Here is a 16,406-nt window from a genome sequence, read left to right as displayed (position 1 = left end):
AATCAGGGATAAAGGATGACGCCGTCGCCCAGCGGCGCGCCTACGCGGTCGGCCACAGGCAGCCGCTGGAGCGATGGGAACTCGTACATGCCCACCACGACCCTGTCTTGCGTGGGATCAAAGGGCCGCGCCAATTCTACCACATGTCGGTCTACAATCCAATCTCCGGCCCGCCAGAAATGCGTTGGGTAGTAGCCGTCGGCGGCGGGGCCATCGCCAGTGCTCACAGGAAGCCCGACCTGCTCCACGTGGACGAAGACCACGTAGTTGGCGGCGGTGGGGTTCAGGCATTCCCACAGGAGCGTAACTGTCAGGCGGTTGCCGGACGGACTCAGTTCGGCGCCCGCCAGCCGGAACCGCTCGCCCACCACCGCGTCGGGCGCGGTGGGGAGCGCGTCCCGCTCCGACGCAGGGCGCGCGTCAATCGTGATGTTCACCAGGCGCGGCTCCTTGTCCAGGTCTCCGCGTTCTAGCGGGCCGGGCGTCGCGCGGATGGCGCTGCCGGCGGGCAGAAGGCGCAGGTGCTCCGCGTAGGACTCGTAGGGCCAGACCACCAGCCTTACGTGCGAAGCGGCCGCGGCGGATTCTGCCCCACCCAGCACGCGCACCGCGCCCGCGTCGGCCAGGAGAAATCGCAGGCTGGGCCACGTGTCCCACAGGCGGCGCGCCAGGTAAACCGTGCGGTCGCCGGCCACCGCGCCCGGCGGGGCCGTCCAGCCCCCCTGCCAACCCGCGCCGAGGTAGGCGTTCGTCTCCGCGGCCAGTTGGGCCGGCCCGGCCTCAAAGGCGTAGGCAGTGCCCGGGTCACGGGCGTAGCGCACGAAGTAGTCGCGCACGGTGAACGCCAGGCCGCCTGCCAGCAGGCCGGCCAGCACAAGAGCGGCCAGGCCCCGCGACGTGCGCCGATTCAGGGTCTCGCCCAGCCAGTGCAACCCCAGTGCGGGGAAGGCAAACAGCACCGGTAGGATGCCGACGCCACGCAGGAAATGCGGCGCGTCTTCGGCCAATAGCGTGGGCCCCAGCATGACCCCAACCCACAGCAGCACGAGTCGGTCCGCTTCGCTGCGGCGGGCGATGGCGACGGCGACGCCCAGGATGAACACCGCGCCCAGCAGGGGGTCAAACACGGGGCGGAAGGGCACGTTGTGGCGGGGGATGAAATCGCCCCGCACGTTGAACATGGCGGCCACCTTGATGGCATGACGGGCGAGGGTCCCCCACAAGTCCCCGCCGTTGATGGCCGGGTTGAACACCGAGACCTGCCCTGCCCGCTCGGTGAACGATGCCCAGTGCCCGCCCACGTAGGCGGCCAGCGGCGACAGGATGACAAGGGCCGACGCCGCGAAGATGAGCAGGCTCCGCCAGCGGATGGGCGGGGCATGCCGCCTGCCGCGCAGAGCCAGCCACGCCAGCAGGGCCAGCGGCGTGAAGCGCGCCGCCAGGTAGGTGTAGAAACTCGCGCCGTACAGCGCCCCCGCCACGGCGAACCGCCATCCCTTGCCCGTGCACACCGCCGCCCACAGTTGCCACAGCGCCAGCGCGGTGAACAGGGGCAGCGCCACGGCGCGGAACCCGATGCGGCTCAGTTGGATGGGCCAGACGGTGATGGCCAGCACCGCCGCCCCCAGCAGTGCGACGTTGCGACCGTAGAGCGCACGGAACAGCAGGTAGGCGGCGGGCACGGTGAGCGTGCCGAGGATGGCCGCGACGATGCGGATGGCGACGGGAGTCCGCCCCAGGAGGGCCACCGCCCCCGCGACCAGGTAGATAAACAGCGGCTCACGGCCGTTGTTCGCTTCAAAGAATACCGGCGTCGTGCCGCGCAGCACCTCCACGGCGTCCAGGCCGTTGTACGCCTCGTCGCGGTACAGGCCAGGCGGGAGGTCGCCCAGCCAGGCGAAACGGAGCGCGGCGGCGACGGCCACAACCAGAAGCAACAGGCCCCATTCTAAGGCTCTTGCCCGCGACCTGGGGGTCAAAGCGGAGTACCCTCCTCTACGCAGGGGCGACTGGTGGATCGCCCCTGCTGGTTTCGTTCCCTGCCGTTGCGCGCCCGCGTCTCGGCGGCGCAATCGCACCCTACGGTTGCGGGGCAGGCGGCGTGGGCAGCGCGATGAGCGGGGTCAGCCCTTCGCTGGGCAAGATGCCCCAACTGACGCCGGTCAACTGCTTGATGAACTCCAGTTGCAGGATTTGCGGGTACTTGTCCAGGGCCTTGCCGCGCTCCTCAATGGCCTGGGCATCGCCGCGAGCGCGCTCAATCTCCGCCTGGGCGTCGCCCTTGGCCCGCTCAATCTCCGCCTGCGCCTCGCCCTTCGCCAGTTCCACCATCTTCTCCGCCTGGTACGTGGCGGCCTGAGCCTGGTAGCGGGCGGTCTCTATCTGCTCCTGGGCGATCTGCTGCTGTTCAATGGCAGCAATGTAATCGTCATCAAAGGCGATCTTGCGGAGGGCAAAACTGTCCAGGATCACGCCCTTCTCGGCGAACAGAGCCTGAAGGCGCTCGGCGATGTCGGCTTCTACGTTGAACACGTCGCCGCTGTACAGTTGCTGCGCGGGATAGCGCTGCATGGTGAGGCGCACCACGCTGCGAGCGTGGAACTTCACGACGCGCTCGGTAACCATGGTCATGTTCTCGCCCACCTTGGCGTACACGTCGCGGATGTTCTGCACGGGCACGTAGAAGCGCACGCTGAAGGTTACGGTGATGGGCTGGCCGTCGGAAGTCTGCGCGTCCACGAAGACGTCGCGGAAATCGGCACGGCTCTCGCCGGGTTCGCGCGAGGTCTCATAGACCATGCCGCGGGTGCTGTAGCAGTTGAACTGTTGGGCGATGGGGATGCGGAAGTGCAGGCCCGGCCTGGCAACGCCGCTAATGTCGCCGAACGTGGTGATGGCGCACGCCTCGCCCGCGTCCACCACGCGCACGAAGCCGGACGACGCCAGGATGATGAGCAGCACGAGCAGGACGATGGCCAGCGGGCCGAGTTTGCGGGACATTTTGCCTCCTCCTGTGGGGACTTGGGTAACGAATCGGATGTTGGGCTTCTTTTGCATAGGCCGCCTCGCAGTACAGAGATTCCGAGGGGGAATTGTAGCAGAGGTGGGGGCGCAGGACAAATGCGGCGCGCCGCGGGGCTGGCAGCGCCTCCCCCTCCCCCTTGCCTCGCGCCGCGCCCCGTGCTACAATCCCCCATGCATTCGTCCCAGTTGCGGGATTCGTGGACGCATACCCGTACAGGAGGTTCGCCATGTCCGATCCGACGCTGGAATTCCTGCGCTCCGTCGTGGGCGCCGACAACGTCTCGGTAACCCAGGCCGACCGCGAGGCCCACTCGCTGGACGAGTCGCACCACCCGCCCCACCTGCCCGACTACGTCGTCTGGCCCGAAAACGAGGCACAGATCAGCCGCATCCTGGCCTACGCCAACCAGCACCGCATCCCCGTAACCGCCCGCTCCGGCGGGTCGTCGCTGGACGGCAACCCCATCCCCGTGTTCGGCGGCATCGTGCTGTGCTTCTACCGCTGGACGAAGATCCTGGAAGTGCGCCCCGAGGACATGCTCTGTGTCGTGCAGCCGGGCATCGTGTACGACGAACTGAACCGGCAACTGGCCCGCTACGGCCTCATGTACCCGCCCGCGCCCGCCAGCCACGACGTGGCCACCATCGGCGGGATGGTCAACAACGGCTCCGGCGGGATGCACGCCTTCCGCTACGGCGTTACCCGCGACTACGTGCTGCAACTCCGCGTCGTGCTGGCCGACGGGCGCATCCTGAAGATCGGCTCGCAGACCGCCAAGACCGCCAGCGGGTACGACCTGGTGCGGCTGTTCGTGGGCAGCGAGGGCACCCTGGGCATCATCACCGAGGTTACGCTGAAACTCCGCGCCATCCCCGAAAAGTCCGCCGCGCTGGCCGTGTTCCCCACGGTGCAGGACGCCGCCCGCGCCGCGTCGCAGATCATCGCCGCGGGCATCGTCCCCGGTGCTATGGAACTCATGGACGCCGAGACCGTCGCCTTCGCCAACCGCTACTGCCACCTGGACCTGCCCGAATCGCCCATGCTGGTCATGGAGTTCCACGGCACGCCCGCCAGCGTGCGCGAGGACGTGGAAACAGTGAAGGAGATCGCCGCCGAGTGCGGGTGCACCCTGTATCGGCCCGCCACCACTGCCGAAGAGCGCGAGCAGGTCTGGCAGGCGCGCAGCCAGGCCCACATGGCCGTCAAGGAACTGAACCGCGACTGCGTCGTTACCATCGGCGACATCGTCGTGCCCATCTCCAAATACTCCGACGCTGTGGCCCAGGCCCACGCGCTGGGCGAGAAGTACGGCATCCGCGTGTGCACCTTCGGCCACGCGGGCGACGGCAACGTGCACACCGACACCATCGCCCGCCGCGACGTCCCCGGCGAGCCGGAGCGCGCCCACCAGGTCCACGCCGAACTCATCCGCTGGGCGGTGGAGGTGGGCGGGACGTGCACCGGCGAGCACGGCATCGGGCTGGGCAAGCGCGAGTTCCTGGAACTGGAGCACGGGCCTGCGGTGGCCGTCATGCGCGAGATCAAGCGCCTGTTTGACCCCAACGGCATCCTCAATCCGGGGAAGATCTTTCTGGATTGAGCGCGGACATTCGCGTGTCCCACACCATGACGGCGGAAGATCGCGCGCTGGGCGTAGAACTGGAAGGACTGCTCCTTCGCCGTGGCGCGGCGCTGGTGGGATTCGCCGACCTCGCCGAGATTCCCCCGGAGGCCCGGAAGGGATTCCCCCGTGCCGTGTCCATCGCGGTCGCGCTGGACCCCGCTGTCGTGGCCGGAATCCGCCACGGCCCCACCCGCGCCTACCTGCAGGAGTACCATCGGGCGAACGCGCTCCTGGGCAACCTGGCGCAGGCGGCTGCCGACGCCCTGCGCGCCCGCGGATTCCGGGCGGCGTTCGGCGCGGCCACCGTGGCAGGCGTGGAGTTCGGCCACTACGACACGCCCCTGCCCCACAAGACCGTCGCCACCCGCGCCGGCCTGGGCTGGATCGGCCGCTGCGCGCTCCTCATCACCGAACGCTACGGCTCGGCGGTGCGGCTCATCACCGTGCTCACCGACGCGCCGCTGAACCCCGCCGCGCCCGTGGACGCCAGCCGCTGCGGGGCGTGCACGGCCTGCGTGGAGGCGTGCCCGGGCGGGGCCATCGCGGGTGGGCTGTGGCGCGCGGGACTCCCCCGCGAGGCGCTGGTGGACCCCGACGCCTGCTACCGCACGACGCGGCAATTCGCCCCGGCCATCGGCGCGGAGCCGAGCATCGGCATCTGCGGCGCGTGCATCGCCGCCTGCCCGTGGACGCAGCGATACGTCCACGCCACATGCAGCGGGGCGCAAGGCGAAGGCTGAAGTCGGCGCCGCGTCAGACACTAATGCGGTCTAGCGGCCCTCATCGGGCCTGCGCCAGCCAGAACCGGCTGGTCAGCGGAACTGTCTCGGACGGACAGCAGCCGCACAAAATACGGCCGATTGTACCGCTGGACGATGATGCACGGCACGTTGGTAATCACAGCGTAAAGCACCATGACAAGCGCCAGCCACAGGGGATTCCACAGGAAGAACAGCACCGACGAGGCGAGCGCGATGTAGTGCGTCAATTCAGCGCGACACGTTTCCTTCACCCATCGCCGCAGATACTCCGTATCGTGCGAGACGATGCGCCGCATGGAGAACCCGCCGCGAAATACGGGCCCTCCCGACGGGAGCCAGGACTTCCACGCCTTGACGCGGAACAGTTTCTCATAGATGCTTCCGCCGCGCTCCCATGCCCGCGTGCGATAAAGCCACTGGTCGGCGCCGAGTACGGAATCCGGCAGCCGAATCGCCAGGTACGCGATGGAAGGCTGAAGGATTGCCCAAGCGATGCTGTCCAGGACAACTGTCCATCCTATCGGCAAATCAATCACTGGCAAGGGTCATCTCCTTCCGCTTGTGCGAATCACGCGCCCTCTCCATGCAACGCGGCGGACAAGGTAGGTCAGGACTAGCGAGCGGGCCACGACGAGCGCGAAGAAGGCCAACGGAAGAGGGAACAGAACCGAGGCCCACCCCTTGAACCGGCCGATGCCCTTCAGCATCCGCCAAGTCGTCGCAGCATACAGTGCGTACACGACCGGCCCAACCCACATGGGCGACACCGACCAGAGCGACCTCAGCAGCGTGGACAACGCGCCAAAGCAACCTGAGATCCACACCGCTGCCAGGATGGAGAAAACGGGGTTCACAGAGAATGCGCCGTAGCCCATGCTCTTGCTCCACCCCTCCACAAGTTGCTGCCATCCCTGGCTATACATTCGGAACGAGATTATGCCCCGCCCCGCGTAGCATCGCACCGGCAGCCCGTGCCGCAGAAACTCTTTCGCAAGATGGACGTGCTCCAACACTTGCCCACGAACCGTCCGGTGTCCTCCCACCCGAAAGTACGATTCCCTGCTGCAGAGCGCACAAGGGCCGAAGGCTCCGCCCGGCCTGATACGGTTGCCCAACGGCGTGAAAGCCCCCACCGATGCCATGGTAATCAGATTGAAGAAGGCCGACATCTGTTCGTAGGCCTCCTCCGTTACATGGTATGGCTGCAGCGTCAGCAATCCTTGCCCTTCGTACAGGTCCAACAGCCGCGCAATCCCATCGGGTTCCAGCCATGTGTCGGCATCCAAGAACAGCAACACATCCCCCGTGCTTGCCTGCGCGCCTTGCCAGCACGCCCAGGTCTTGCCAAGCCATCCCTCCGGCAGCGGCTTGCCTGCGATGACCACTGCGCCCGCTCTTTGTGCCAAGTCGCGAGTGTCGTCGGAAGACTCATCGTCCACGACGATCACCTGGTGCGGCCTCACCGTCTGGCGCCGCAGGGACTCCAACAGCGGCCCTATCCGCTCCTCCTCGTTCCTTGTCGGCACGACTACTGAAACCGTCGGCGGATTCGTCCTTGCTTTTGCTTGGGCGTCCCCCGAGGTGGGGAACATCACCTTCCACAAGAGGAGCACACCAATGAGACAGGGAATTGCCTCTATGACGATCCGAATGTCAAGGACGCCGTCACTCACTGCGTATCTCTCTGAAGGGGGTGGAAACCACAGCCACAGGTTGGAGCGTCCGCTTCACCAGGGCAGGCCCCGGCAGCCCGCGCAAGGAAATGCAAACCCGCTGCGCGATGCCTGCTACATAGGTTGCATGGGGTACGAGAGCATCCGCAATGTCGCACATGGATTCCCGCAAGCCCCGCCCTACCAGATCGCCTTGCTCCGCACGTCCTCGGCGATCATCGCCATGAACTCGTCCAGCGGCTTCGCCTTCAGGTCCTCGCCCGTGCGCTTGCGGACGGCCACCGCGCCTGCTTCCATCTCGCGGTCACCGATGATGAGCATGTAGGGCACCTTGTCCAACTGCGCCTTGCGAATCTTGGCGTTCATCCGCTCGCTGGAGTCGTCCACAACGACGCGGTAGCCGGCATCCTTGAGGCGCTGCGCCACGTCGCGCGCGTAGGCGTTGTGGCGGTCGGCGATGGGGATGAGCACCGCCTGCACCGGCGCAAGCCATACCGGGAACGCCCCCGCATACTGCTCCACCAGACCCGCCACGAACCGCTCCATGGAGCCGAGCACCGTGCGGTGCACCATGACGGGACGGTGCGGCTGGCCGTCCTCGCCCACGTAGGTCAGGTCAAACCGCTCCGGGAAGTTGAAGTCCACCTGGATGGTCGGCCCCTGCCAAGCGCGGCCCAGGGCATCCTTCATCTTGATGTCAATGGCCGGCCCGTAGAACTTGGCCTCGCCCTCCATCCGCGTGAACTCCAGCCTCTCGCGCTCCAGCGCGCGCAGCAGCGCCTGCTCGGCCAGAACCCAGTTCTCGTCCGAGCCAACGTACTTGGCCTTGTTCTGCGGGTCGCGCACCGAGAGTTCAACCACATACTCGTCGTAGCCGAACGTCTTGAGCATGAACTGGGCCAGGTTGATCACGCCGACGATCTCGTCCTCCAGTTGGTCCGGGCGGCAGAAGATGTGCGCATCGTCCTGGGTGAACCCACGCACGCGCAGCATCCCGTGCAGCACGCCCGACCGTTCGTAGCGGTACACCGTGCCCAACTCGCCCCAGCGCAACGGCAGGTCGCGGTACGATCGCGTCTGCGTCTTGTAGATGAGCACGGCGAAGGGGCAGTTCATCGGCTTGAGTAGGTACTCCTGGCCCTCAATGTCCATGGGCGAGTACATGTTTTCGCGGTAGAAATCCCAGTGGCCGCTGATCTTCCACAGGTCCACGCGCCCGATGTGGGGCGTGTACAGGATTTCGTAGCCGCGGCGGAAGTGCTCCTCGCGCCAGAACTGCTCAATGATGCTGCGGATGCGCGCACCCTTGGGGTGCCAGTAGGCCAAACCTGCCCCGCCGATCTCATGGAAACTGTACAGATCCAGTTGCTTGCCCAGTTTGCGATGATCGCGCCGCTCAATCTCGGCCAGTTTGGCCAGATAGGCATCCAACTCCTCTTTGGTCGGCCAGGCCGTGCCGTAGATGCGCTGGAGCATGGGGCGCTTCTCGTCGCCGCGCCAGTAGGCCCCCGCCACGCTCAGCAGTTTGACCCCATCGGGGTTGATCTGGCCGGTGCTGGCCACGTGCGGCCCCGCGCACAGGTCCGTGAACCCGTCGTGGGTGTAGGTGGAGATGACCGCGTCTTCGGGCAATTCGCGGATGATCTCCAGTTTGTACGGCTGGTCGGCGAACATGGCCTCGGCCTCGCTGCGGCTGACCACGCGGCGCACGAAGGGATAATCGGCGCGGATGGCCTCGCGCATGCGCGCCTCAATCTGCTCCAGGTCCTCCGGGGTCAGCGGCCTGGGCAGGTCAAAATCGTAGTAGAAGCCATCCTCAATGGCGGGGCCGATGGCCAGTTTCGCGCCCGGAATCAGGTCCATCACGGCCTGGGCCATGACGTGCGATGCCGAATGGCGCATCCGATCCAGTTCGCTGTGCTCGTCCATGTGCTCGTCTTCCATCTCTCTCCTCCTCGCTTTCAGCCTCTAGCAGTCAGCAGTCAGCAATCAGCCTTCAGCCCCGGCTGTGGTGACGCCTGATCGCCGAGGGCTGACGGCTTGCAACCAAACAAAAACCCCACGCCCAAGGGGCGAGGGGTCGTCTCGCGGTTCCACCCAAGGTTGAGAGCGCACGCTCCCATCTCATTGCGCCGATAACGGGGCTTCCCGGGCGGCCTTACTTGCGGCATCGCGTTCAGGCGCCGGCTCGCAGGGGGTTTTCCCTCGGCCCGTAGCGAAGGGGGCTTCCAGTCAGCGACCCCCTCTCCCTGACGCCCGGCATCCGGGTACTCGTCCTGGTCATCGCCTCTAGTCTATTCCAGTGCAAAAAGTGTACCACGGGTTGGGGATTGTGTCAAGAATCAGAGTCGGGCAGGATTGTAACTGCGAATCGCGCGAATCCACGCGAATGGGGAACGTGCGACGCACCTCGGAGGTGCGTCGCACGTTGGATCCACGCGAGGGGACTTTCCAACTTATGCGGCCACTTGCCAGTTGATGCAGTTGCAATCACGAATCGCGCGAATCCGTGCGAATAGGGTTGGGGGGCCTGCGCCACGCCGCCCGAGTCTGAAGCCTCGGGCTAAACGCGCAAAGCCCTGCGGGCTGGGACCAGCCCCGAAGGGGCTTCGTTCCTTCAGCGCGGGGGTTCAGCCCCGCGCAGCGGTGGCCCGCCCGCCCCGCCCGAGGCCGAAGCCTCGGGCTGAACGTGCAAAGCCCTGCGGGCTGGGACCAGCCCCAAAGGGGCTTCGTTCCTTCAGCGCGGGGGTTCAGCCCCGCGCCGCCGGCGCAATGACACCGGGCCAAGCCCGGAATCACCGGCGGCCTCCCATGAGTCGCTCCACCTGCCTCGGCGTGGGCATAGCCGGAATGGCCCCGCGACGGGTGGTTGCCAGCGCGCCGACGGCGTTGGCGTAGCGGAGCACCTCCCGCAGGCGCGCCTCGTCATCCCATGCGTGCGGCGTCTGCAACAGGCCCTTCAGCATCCCCGCGACAAAGCCATCGCCCGCGCCGGTCGTATCCACGGTGCGCACCGAGAAGCCCGGAACATCGCCGCGCGTAGCGGGGGTTACGTATGAGCACCCCGCCCGCCCGCGCGTAATCACCAACAGGCGCAAGCCTTCGTGCCACAGGTGCCGCGCGGCCTCGGCTCCTTCGCCGCCCAGGAACGTTCGTTCCTCCTCGCTGACCTTGACCACATGCGCCAGACGCCAACCCTGTAGGATTCCTTCCCTCGCCGCGTCGGCGCTGGGCCACAGGGTCAGCCGCAGGTTGGGATCGTAGGAGACCACCAGGCCGGCGTCTCGGGCCGTTTGCGCCGCGAGAAGCGTCGCGCTGCGCGACGGCTCGCCGATGAGGCTGATGGAGCCGAAGTGGAACACCTTCGCGCCGCGAATGTAGGCGCGATCCACTTCGTCGGGACTGTAGAGCATGTCGGCGCTGGGGTGGCGGTAGAACATGAAGTCGCGCTCGCCGTCGGCGCGCAGCGAGACAAACGCGAGGGCCGTGCGCGCCTCGCCGCACCAGCGCACGGCCGTCGTGTCCACGCCGCACCAGCGCACGGCCGTCGTGTCCACGCCGAGGGCGCGAAGCGTGCGCACGAGGAAGCGGCCAAAGGGGTCGTCGCCCACCTTGCCCATGAACCCAGCCGACACCCCCAACCGGACCAGCGCCGCCGCGACGTTGGCCGGCGCGCCGCCCGGCGCCTTCTTGAAGGCGGGAGCATCTTCCAGAGACACCCCCGACACGGTCGCGACGAAATCCACCAGGATCTCGCCCAGGGTGATCACATCGGGCATGGGCTATCACCCTTGAGGATCGGGCGACGGGTGTGGGCAGTGCGCACGGTCTCTACCCCACCCACCGCCCGATGAGGTAGCCGATGGCCGAGACGGCAGCCGTCAGCACCGTGCCCCAGGCCAGGTCTATGACGGTGATCAGCACAGGCCAATCCTTGACCGTCGCCAGGTTGGTCAGGTCGTAGGTCGCGTAGGCGATGAGGCCCAGGAGCGCTCCCAGCAGCGCCGCCCTGCCCAACGACTCAGCCTCCAGCCCGGGCAGCACCGCAAAGACGAGCACGCCCACGACGTACAGTAGATAGAACAGAATCGCCGCGGGCCATACCGTCTTCGGGGTCATCAGGTAGCCTAGGTACTTACTGTACAGGTTACGCGCCACCACCCCCAGCCACACGCCGTCAATGGCCAGGAACGCAACGAACGTCAAGAGGTATAGTTCCACGTAGTTTGCGAACGTCATCGTCTTTTCTCCCTGGTGAGTTGTTGATTGGCGCGATTGTTTGCGCGATGCGTGTCCGAGCGCTTGCCGGCTACTCCACGAACAGAAACGCGTACCGATTCATCGTCTGGGTGTAGTCCGAGAGGACCTCAATGGGAAGGCCGATCTTGTGCACCGTGGTAAACACATCTATGGCCATGCCTTCCGGCGTGGGGCGGGCGAGTTTCGGGTGCTTGCACTCGGCGCGGACGCTGGCGCAGGTCCCGCATAACGAGCATGGCGTCGCGAGCAGCAGGAACGCCTTAGGATACCCCGCGAGGAACACGGCGCGCTCCAGGCCCATGAGCACGCGACCGACCTCCCGCCCCCACGGCCACCTGTCCTCTGGCTTGTCCACGGCCTTCGCGAAATGAAACACGGCGGCCATCGTATACTCGCGGATGAACTGGCGGCACTCGGCGACCGATGGCAGATTCGGCGGACAGGAGGCGCGGCGTCCAAAACTGTCGCACCCGTAGGCGCATTTCATCCGAACCCACTCGGCTACGACGATCTCCGCCGGGTCAATCCAGCGAAAATCGTGGAGCCCGTGCTTGTGGAATTGGGCTTCCAATTGTGCGCGATCGGCCATAGGCATCTGCTCCCGGTAGAATCCAAGTAGAACCTCAACAGCGCGCGGCCTACTTGCCCACTTTCTCCACGGGCCGGAACCGCAGCGCCGATCACATCAATTTCGCTACTCCAGTAGAACGCTCACATCGGCCTGTCGGAACAGGGAACGCGCTAGAAGTAGGGCAAATTGGCAATTTGCCCTACGATGACCGCCGAGAGAGCAGCGCCAACCGAACGTGCGACCTCCCGATAGGTCTGCTGGCACTACGCTACCGCATCAATCCGTGTGGATTTGCGTTATTGACGGGTTCACCAACAGAAGACCTCCCAAAGCCCTCACAGCCCGAGCCGCGACCTGGCCAGCCGAATCTGCTCCCGCACCGCGTCGGGCGCCGTGCCGCCCCGCGCCTGCCGCATCCGAACCGACCGCGCGAAGTCAAACACGGCGTACAGGTCCTCGCCGAACGCGGGATGAATCGCCCGATACTCGGCGAGCGGCATCTGCCCCAGCGCCACGCCCAGCGCCTCGGCCCGCCTGACCGCCTGGCCCACCAGGTGATGGCTCTCGCGGAACGGCACGCCGCGCCGCACCAGGTAGTCGGCCAGGTCGGTGGCCAGCATCCCGTCGTCCAGCGCGGCCCACATTCGCTCCGCGTTCACCTTGAGCGTGCGGATGATCCCCGCCGCCATGGGCAATTCCAGCGTCAGCGTATCCACCGCGTCAAAGAGCGGCTCCTTGTCCTCCTGCAAATCCTTGTTGTAGCCCGACGGCAGCCCCTTGAGCGTGGTCAGCAGGCCGGCCAGATGGCCGATGATGCGCCCCGCCTTGCCGCGCATGAGTTCCAGCGGGTCGGGGTTCTTCTTCTGCGGCATCAGGCTGGAGCCGGTGGAGTAGGCGTCGTCCAGAGTTACGAACCCGAACTCACGCCCGGCCCAGAGGATGAGATCCTCGGACAGGGTGCTCAGGTGAACCTGAACGAGCGCGGCCCACGCCAAGAACTCCGCGACAAAATCCCGGTCCGCGACGGCATCCATGCTGTTCTCGGCCACAGCGGCGAAGCCCAAATCCGCGGCCAGCGCCTCGCGGTCAATGGCGAAAGGGGTCCCCGCGATGGCCCCGCACCCCAGGGGAAGGACGGCCGTTCTGCGCGCCACGTCCGCCAGCCGCTCGCGGTCGCGCTGGAATCTCCAGAAGAAAGACATCAGATAGTGGCTGAACAGAACCGGCTGCGCCTGCTGCATGTGGGTATAGCCAGGCATGAGGACGTCCAGGTGCGCCTCGGCCTTGTCCACAAGGGCCGCCTGGAGAGCCGCCAGAGCCTGGCCCAGGGCCGCCGCCCTGTCCAGCAGGTACAGGCGCAGGTCGGTGGCCACCTGGTCGTTCCGCGAGCGGCCCGTGTGCAGTTTGCCGGCCACCGGCCCAACCAGTTCGCCCAGTCGCCGCTCCACGGCGGTGTGGATATCCTCGTCGCCGGGCTTGAGTTCAAACGTGCCCGCGTCAAATTCGGCGCGCACCTGCTCCAGGCCGGCCACAAGTCGGTCGCGCTCCTCGCCGGTGAGCAGGCCTGCCCGCGCCAGCGCCCCCGCCCATGCGATGCTGCCCCGGATGTCGGCGGCGTACAGTCGCGCGTCAAAGGCGATGGAATCGCCGAATCGCCGCATGGTCTCATCCGGCTTGCCGGAGAATCGCCCACCCCAGAGCATAGCCTACTCCTCGCACGAAGATGTCTCTCACCGCAGAGGTCGCCGAGAGCGCAGAGCCGTCGGGATGAATCTCTGGGCACTCCGCGTCTCCGCGGTGCGGTGAATTCTACAGCGCGTCGCCGACGTACAGCCGATGCGCGCGAATGTACGCCTCCACCGTCTCAGGCACCTGGTAGCGAATCGGCGCGCCCTCGCGCACGCGCTGGCGGATGTCGCTGGACGAGACCTCCATGAGCGGTGTGTCCACGATGGAGATGCGTTCCGCCGCCCCGGGCAGCACCTTGTCCAGTTCGTCCACATCGGCCTGGAACCCCGGCCGGCCCACCACCACAATCTGCGCCAGGCGGATGAGCCGCTCCGGGTCCTTCCACGTCAGAATTTCGGCCAGCGAGTCCATGCCCATCAGGAAGAACAACTCGGTCCCCGGCCCGTATTCCTCATGCAGGAGCGCCAGCGTGTCCACCGTGTAGCACGGGCCGTGGCGGTCAATGTCCACCCGCGACAGGGCGAACCCCGGGTTGGACGCGATGGCCAGTTCCAGCATGGCCACGCGATGGCGCGTCGGCGTGATGTCGTGGTCCAATTTGTGGGGCGGCATGCCTGCCGGCACGAACAGTACCTTGTCCAGACGCAGCCGATAGCGCACTTCCTCGGCGGCGACGAGATGGCCGTAGTGTACAGGGTCAAAGGTCCCGCCGAACACGCCCAGTCGCATGAATGCCTCCCTGTGTGCCGATGCGGCGGCTCAATCATGCCACTCCAGCATCGCGTCGCCGATGACGACCGTATCCCCAGGCCCAACGCCCGCTTCGCGCAGAGCCTCCGTGATGCCCATGCCGTCCAGCAACCGTTGGAAGCGGAACACGGCCTCGTCCAGGTCCCAGTTGGTCATCGCGGCGGCCCGCTCCACTTTGATGCCCTTCACGCGCCAGTGCGCGCCCTCGCGCACGATCTCAAAGGCGTTCTCATCGGGCTTGGGACGGAAGACCCTTTGCTCCGGCGCAAGCGCGGGCTCGCGGGGCAACTCGCGGAGCATCGCCGCCACCTGGCGCAGCAGGGCCTGCACGCCCTCGCCTGTGGCCGCCGAGATGGCCAGCGCGTCGTACCCCTGCCGCTTCAGCGCCCTGGCCACGCGGGGCCACTTCTCCTGCGCCTCGGGCAAATCCATCTTGTTCAGCGCCACAATCTGAGGCTTTCGGGCCAGGTCGGGGGAGAACAGTTCCAGTTCGCGGTTGATGGCCGCGAAATCCGCCAGCGGGTCGGGCGCGGCCCCGTCCAGCAGATGCACCAGCAGGCGCGTGCGGCGGACGTGGCGCAGGAACTTGTCGCCCAGGCCGGCCCCCTGGTGCGCGCCCTCAATGAGACCCGGAATGTCGGCCATCACGAAGGTCGCGCCGTCCACTTCCACCACGCCCAGGTTGGGAATCAGCGTGGTGAAGGGATAATCGGCGATCTTGGGGCGGGCCGCGCTCACCGCCGCCAGCAGCGTGGACTTGCCGGCGTTGGGCGCGCCCACGATGCCCACATCGGCGATGAGGCGCAACTCCAGTCGCAGCCAGCGCTCCTGGCCAGGCTCGCCCTTCTCGGCGATGCGCGGCGCCTGATTGGTGGGCGTGGCGAAGGACGCATTCCCGCGCCCGCCGCGCCCGCCCCGCGCCACCAGCGCCTTCTGCCCGTCCTCCGTCAGGTCGGCGATGAGTTCGCCCGTCTCCGCGTCAAAGACCACGGTGCCGGTGGGGACCTGGATGAACAGGTCTGCGCCCGATTTGCCGAACTGATCCTTGCCGCGGCCATGCTCGCCGCGCTCGGCCTTGAAGTGAATCTTGCGCTGAAACTGGATTAGCGTGTTGAGGTGGGCGCTGGCCACCAGGTACACGTCGCCACCCTTGCCCCCGTTGCCGCCGTTGGGGCCGCCAAACGGGACAAACTTTTCGCGGCGGAACGAGACGCACCCGTTGCCCCCGTCGCCGCCGCGCACGTAGATTTTCGCCTCGTCAAAGAAGACGCCTTTTTCGGTCATGTGCCAAGGATACCGTCAGAAGCACAAGGTGTCAAGTATGCGCGCCCTGCCCGCGACCGCATCCTACCCTCGCCCCGCTTGCGGGGCGAGGGGAGGGTGAGGGGTCGGGTATGGAAACCCGACCTACGGTTGGGGGCGACAGGTAGGGCGGCTTTCCATAGCCGCCGCCGCGAGCAGGGTCGGGTATGGAAACCCGACCTACGGTTGGGGGCGGCACGTAGGGCGGCTTTCCATAGCCGCCGCGAGCAGGGCCGGGTGCGGAAACCCGACCTACGGTTGGGGGCGACAGGTAGGGCGGCTTTCCATAGCCGCCGCGGGCATACCCTCGCCCCGCTTGCGGGGAGAGGGTGAGGGGCATCAGTCCTCCCACACGCGCTTGCGCACCATGGCGCAGGCGTCGTGGACAACCCGTATCCCGTGCTCCTGGCAGTAGCGGATGGCGGCCTCGGACTCGGACCCGGGCTGCATCCAGACGCGCGTCAACCCCAGGGCTGCGCACTCTTGCACCACCTGCTCGGTAACCTGCGGCGGCACGACGAGGTCCACAACCTGGGGCTTTTCGGGCAGCGCGGCCAGGCTGGGATACAGCGCCTCGCCGTCAATCTCGCCGCCGCCCGGGTTCACCCCGTATACCCTGTAGCCCGCCGCGCGCAAGTCGCGAAAGATCCGATGGCCGTATTTCGCGGGGTTCGTGGATGCCCCCACGACCGCCCACACGCGCAGGCCGGTGAACTCCCGAATCAACGCCTCCAGTTCGGTCTCCATCGCG

14 protein-coding genes are annotated in these 16,406 nt (G+C 66.7%); 2 read left to right on the top strand and 12 right to left on the bottom strand.

Annotated features, from left to right (window positions below; all coding sequences use genetic code 11):
* Positions 1-2 precede the first annotated feature (2 nt).
* Together H5T65_04195 and H5T65_04190 are read right to left on the bottom strand one after the other, a co-directional pair.
* A complete protein-coding gene (locus H5T65_04195; GenBank protein MBC7258426.1) occupies positions 3-1,937 on the bottom strand; it encodes a glycosyltransferase family 39 protein in 1,935 nt (644 codons plus the stop codon).
* Positions 1,938-2,079: 142 nt separating this feature from the next.
* The gene (locus H5T65_04190; GenBank protein MBC7258425.1) at positions 2,080-3,000 is read right to left on the bottom strand and encodes a prohibitin family protein; all 921 of its coding nucleotides are present in this window, start codon (positions 2,998-3,000) and stop codon (positions 2,080-2,082) included.
* A 251-nt stretch (positions 3,001-3,251) separates the two neighbouring features.
* Here H5T65_04190 and H5T65_04185 point away from each other — a divergent pair, with 251 nt between their 5' ends.
* Both H5T65_04185 and H5T65_04180 read left to right on the top strand, forming a co-directional pair.
* Complete coding sequence (locus H5T65_04185; GenBank protein ID MBC7258424.1) at positions 3,252-4,625, top strand: FAD-binding protein; 1,374 nt, start codon at positions 3,252-3,254, stop codon at positions 4,623-4,625.
* A gap of 26 nt (positions 4,626-4,651) precedes the next feature.
* A complete protein-coding gene (locus H5T65_04180; protein MBC7258423.1) occupies positions 4,652-5,389 on the top strand; it encodes an epoxyqueuosine reductase in 738 nt (245 codons plus the stop codon).
* Positions 5,390-5,409: 20 nt separating this feature from the next.
* Here H5T65_04180 and H5T65_04175 read toward each other — a convergent pair whose 3' ends face one another.
* The 10 genes from H5T65_04175 to H5T65_04130 form a co-directional block, all read right to left on the bottom strand.
* Positions 5,410-5,952, bottom strand: coding sequence for a glycosyl-4,4'-diaponeurosporenoate acyltransferase (locus tag H5T65_04175; GenBank protein MBC7258422.1), 543 nt, complete (start codon positions 5,950-5,952; stop codon positions 5,410-5,412).
* 3 nt (positions 5,953-5,955) lie between these two features.
* On the bottom strand, positions 5,956-6,936 hold the full coding sequence (locus H5T65_04170) for a glycosyltransferase (GenBank protein MBC7258421.1): 981 nt from the start codon (positions 6,934-6,936) through the stop codon (positions 5,956-5,958).
* Between the two features lie 327 nt (positions 6,937-7,263).
* Entirely contained in the window at positions 7,264-9,027 is a 1,764-nt protein-coding gene (locus tag H5T65_04165; protein MBC7258420.1) for a threonine--tRNA ligase, read from the bottom strand.
* An 851-nt stretch (positions 9,028-9,878) separates the two neighbouring features.
* Complete coding sequence (locus H5T65_04160) at positions 9,879-10,862, bottom strand: fructokinase (GenBank protein ID MBC7258419.1); 984 nt, start codon at positions 10,860-10,862, stop codon at positions 9,879-9,881.
* Positions 10,863-10,914: 52 nt separating this feature from the next.
* Positions 10,915-11,322 carry a DUF2177 family protein gene (locus H5T65_04155; protein MBC7258418.1) on the bottom strand — a complete coding sequence of 136 codons (408 nt, stop codon included), beginning with the start codon at positions 11,320-11,322 and terminating at the stop codon, positions 10,915-10,917.
* Positions 11,323-11,392: 70 nt separating this feature from the next.
* On the bottom strand, positions 11,393-11,932 hold the full coding sequence (locus tag H5T65_04150) for a DUF2284 domain-containing protein (GenBank protein ID MBC7258417.1): 540 nt from the start codon (positions 11,930-11,932) through the stop codon (positions 11,393-11,395).
* Positions 11,933-12,249: 317 nt separating this feature from the next.
* Positions 12,250-13,617: an argininosuccinate lyase gene (gene argH / locus H5T65_04145; protein MBC7258416.1), complete on the bottom strand. Its 1,368-nt coding sequence runs from the start codon at positions 13,615-13,617 to the stop codon at positions 12,250-12,252.
* Positions 13,618-13,723: 106 nt separating this feature from the next.
* A complete protein-coding gene (locus tag H5T65_04140; GenBank protein ID MBC7258415.1) occupies positions 13,724-14,332 on the bottom strand; it encodes a nicotinate-nucleotide adenylyltransferase in 609 nt (202 codons plus the stop codon).
* Positions 14,333-14,362: 30 nt separating this feature from the next.
* Positions 14,363-15,637 carry a GTPase ObgE gene (gene obgE, locus H5T65_04135; protein ID MBC7258414.1) on the bottom strand — a complete coding sequence of 425 codons (1,275 nt, stop codon included), beginning with the start codon at positions 15,635-15,637 and terminating at the stop codon, positions 14,363-14,365.
* A gap of 357 nt (positions 15,638-15,994) precedes the next feature.
* Positions 15,995-16,402 (bottom strand): CoA-binding protein, encoded by a 408-nt coding sequence (locus tag H5T65_04130; protein ID MBC7258413.1) that lies wholly within the window; start codon positions 16,400-16,402, stop codon positions 15,995-15,997.
* Positions 16,403-16,406 lie beyond the last annotated feature (4 nt).

The sequence above is a fragment of the Chloroflexota bacterium genome (assembly GCA_014360805.1).
GTDB lineage: Bacteria > Chloroflexota > Anaerolineae > DTLA01 > DTLA01 > DTLA01.
The sequence above is the reverse complement of the archived record's forward strand: the minus strand, read 5'-3'. Positions and strand labels throughout refer to the sequence as shown.